The sequence below is a fragment of the Ramlibacter sp. genome, from assembly GCF_035627355.1.
GTDB lineage: Bacteria > Pseudomonadota > Gammaproteobacteria > Burkholderiales > Burkholderiaceae_C > Ramlibacter.
In genome coordinates this window covers 1-2,306 of record NZ_DASPLW010000065.1, presented here as the reverse complement: position 1 = coordinate 2,306, position 2,306 = coordinate 1, and the positions used below count along the sequence as shown (strand labels likewise).

Below are 2,306 nucleotides of genomic sequence, written 5' to 3'. Positions count from 1 at the left end.
CGTGCTCTCGGTCCTCGACAAGCGCATCCAGGTGATGGCGGGCGTGCGCCAGCAGCAGGTCGTGCAGGAGAGCTTCAGCACCGTCACCGGGGCGCGAACCTCGCAATATGACGAGGCCGCGCTGACGCCGACGGTGGGCCTGGTGGTCAAGCCCAACTTCCGCAGTTTGAACGTTGAGGCGGCGTGAACGCCGCAGAAATCCGCCATCGGCGCGATCGGATGCTGGTTTGTGGTGCTAAATTGTCGGATTGAGAGCTGCTGCGCTGTTTGACATAAGCGGCAGGACTGTGGTGTCCTTGTGCGAGCAAGGTGCCGCGCCATGTTCGTCCGCGTCAAGAAGATCAACGGCTATGAGTACCTGTACCTGGTGGAGAACGCCCGCGAGGGCGGCCGCCACGTCCAGCGCGTCGTCAAGTCGCTGGGGAGGCGCGACGAGGTCGAGGCCTCGGGCACGCTTGACGCGCTGATCGCCTCGGCCGCCCGGCACTCGCGCCGCTCCATCGTGCTGTCGAGCTTCTACCGCGGCGAGTTGGCCGAGCTGCGCCGCACCGGCATCGGCCCGGACCTGGTGTTCGGGCGGCTGTGGCAGGAGACCGGCTGCCAGGACGTGCTGCGCGGGCTGCTGGCCGACCGTCACTTCGGCTTCGACGTCGAGCGCGCGGTGTACCTGACGGTGCTGCACCGCCTGATGGTCTCCGGCTCCGACCGTCACGCCAGCACCTGGCGGCGGGCCTACCGGGTGCCCGGAGCCGAGGACCTGGAGCTCGACCAGGCCTACAAGGCGATGGCCTGGCTCGGCGAGGAGATCGGTGGCCAGGATGGCGACGGCCGGGTGATGAGCGAGGCGATCGAGGAGGCGCTGTGGCGCCACCGCCAGCCGCTGCTCGGCGAGCTGTCGGTGGCCTTCCTCGACACCACCACGCTGTGGTTCGAGGGCCGCGGCGGCGCCACGCTCGGCCGGCGCGGCCACTCCAAGGACTACCGAGGCCACCTCGCCCAGGTGGTGCTCGGCATCGTGCTGGATGGCGATGACCGCCCGGTCGCCTCGTTCCTGCTGCCGGGCAACACCGCCGACGTCACCTTGCTGCGGCCGGTGGTCGAGCGCCTGCGCCGCCGCTTCGGCGTGAAGCGGGCCTGCGTCGTCGCCGACCGCGGCCTGATCAGCGCCGACGCCATCGCCGCCCTGGAGGCGGCCGGCATCGAATACATCCTCGGCGTGCGCGAGCGCGGCAGCCGCGAGGTCCGCGAGTTCGTGCTCGAGGACGACGGCGCGGCGGTGCCGCTCACCATCCCGCGCCAGAAGGGCACCACCCAGCTCGCCGTCAGCGAGGTCGCAGTCGCCGGCCGGCGCTACGTGCTGTGCCGCAACGAGGAGGAGGCGGCCAAGGATGCAGAGGCCCGCGCCGAGATCCTCGCCGGCTTGCGGCGCAAGCTGGCCCAGGGCGACAAGGCGCTGGTCGCCAACAAGGGGTTCCGCCGGTACCTCGCCGCGCCCGACGGCCCGGCCTTCGCCATCGACCCCGCCAAGGTCGAGGACGACGCGAAGTTCGACGGCCTGTTCGTGCTGCGCACCAACGCCAGGCTCTCCGCCCTGCAGGTGGTGCTGCGCTACCGCAACCTGCTGGCCGTGGAAGACAGCTTCAAGATAGCCAAGGCGCTGCTCGCCACCCGGCCGATCTTCCACAAGACCGACGCCGCCATCCGCGGCCACGTCTTCTGCTCCTTCCTGGCACTCGTGCTGCGCAAGGAACTGGTCGATCGCCTCGCCGCTCACCGCGGCCGGCGTGGCAAGCAACCGCTCGAATGGCAGGCCATCCTCGACGACCTCGCAGACCTCAGCGAGGTCGAGATCGAGCAGGACGGCCGCCGCGCCCTGCTGCGCACCGCGCCGGGGCCGACAATCGATCCGGTCTGCCGCGCCGTCGGCATCACCCTGCCGCCCGTCTTCCAGGAGCTGCCCTACGCCCCACGCGCTGACGTCGAAGCCTGATACCTGTGGTGCCTAAAACCCCGAGGCGGCCCCAACGCCTTGATCCACAAATATCTTCTCTCGGACACTGCGGAAGTTGGGTCAAGCCGCTGCAGAACGTCTCGCTGTACGGCAACTATATCGAGGGACTGCAGCCGGGCACGATCGTCGGACCGACCTACGCCAATGCCGGCGAGGTGCTGCCGCCGTTCGTGACGGAGCAGTGGGAGGCCGGGGTCAAGGTCGACTGGGGCCGCCTGACGACGACGTTGTCGCTGTTCGAGATCACCCAGCCGAGCGGGTCGGCACCTTCGCCCACTGGAACCTTCTCCGCCGA

General features: G+C 69.5%; 3 protein-coding genes. All 3 read left to right on the top strand.

Annotated elements, in window-relative coordinates:
• Positions 1-187: hypothetical protein (locus VEC03_RS15440; RefSeq protein ID WP_324916931.1), on the top strand; the 187-nt coding region annotated here is incomplete at its 5' end.
• Between the two features lie 132 nt (positions 188-319).
• On the top strand, positions 320-1,990 hold the full coding sequence (locus tag VEC03_RS15435) for an IS1634 family transposase (protein ID WP_324916928.1): 1,671 nt from the start codon (positions 320-322) through the stop codon (positions 1,988-1,990).
• 8 nt (positions 1,991-1,998) lie between these two features.
• A partial coding sequence (locus tag VEC03_RS15430; RefSeq protein ID WP_324916925.1) for a TonB-dependent receptor domain-containing protein occupies positions 1,999-2,306 on the top strand: 308 nt, incomplete at its 3' end.

Coding starts and splice junctions, on each gene's coding strand:
- VEC03_RS15435 (WP_324916928.1), top strand. CDS start 320: ATGTTCGTCCGCGTCAAGAAGATCAACGGCTATGAGTACCTGTACCTG.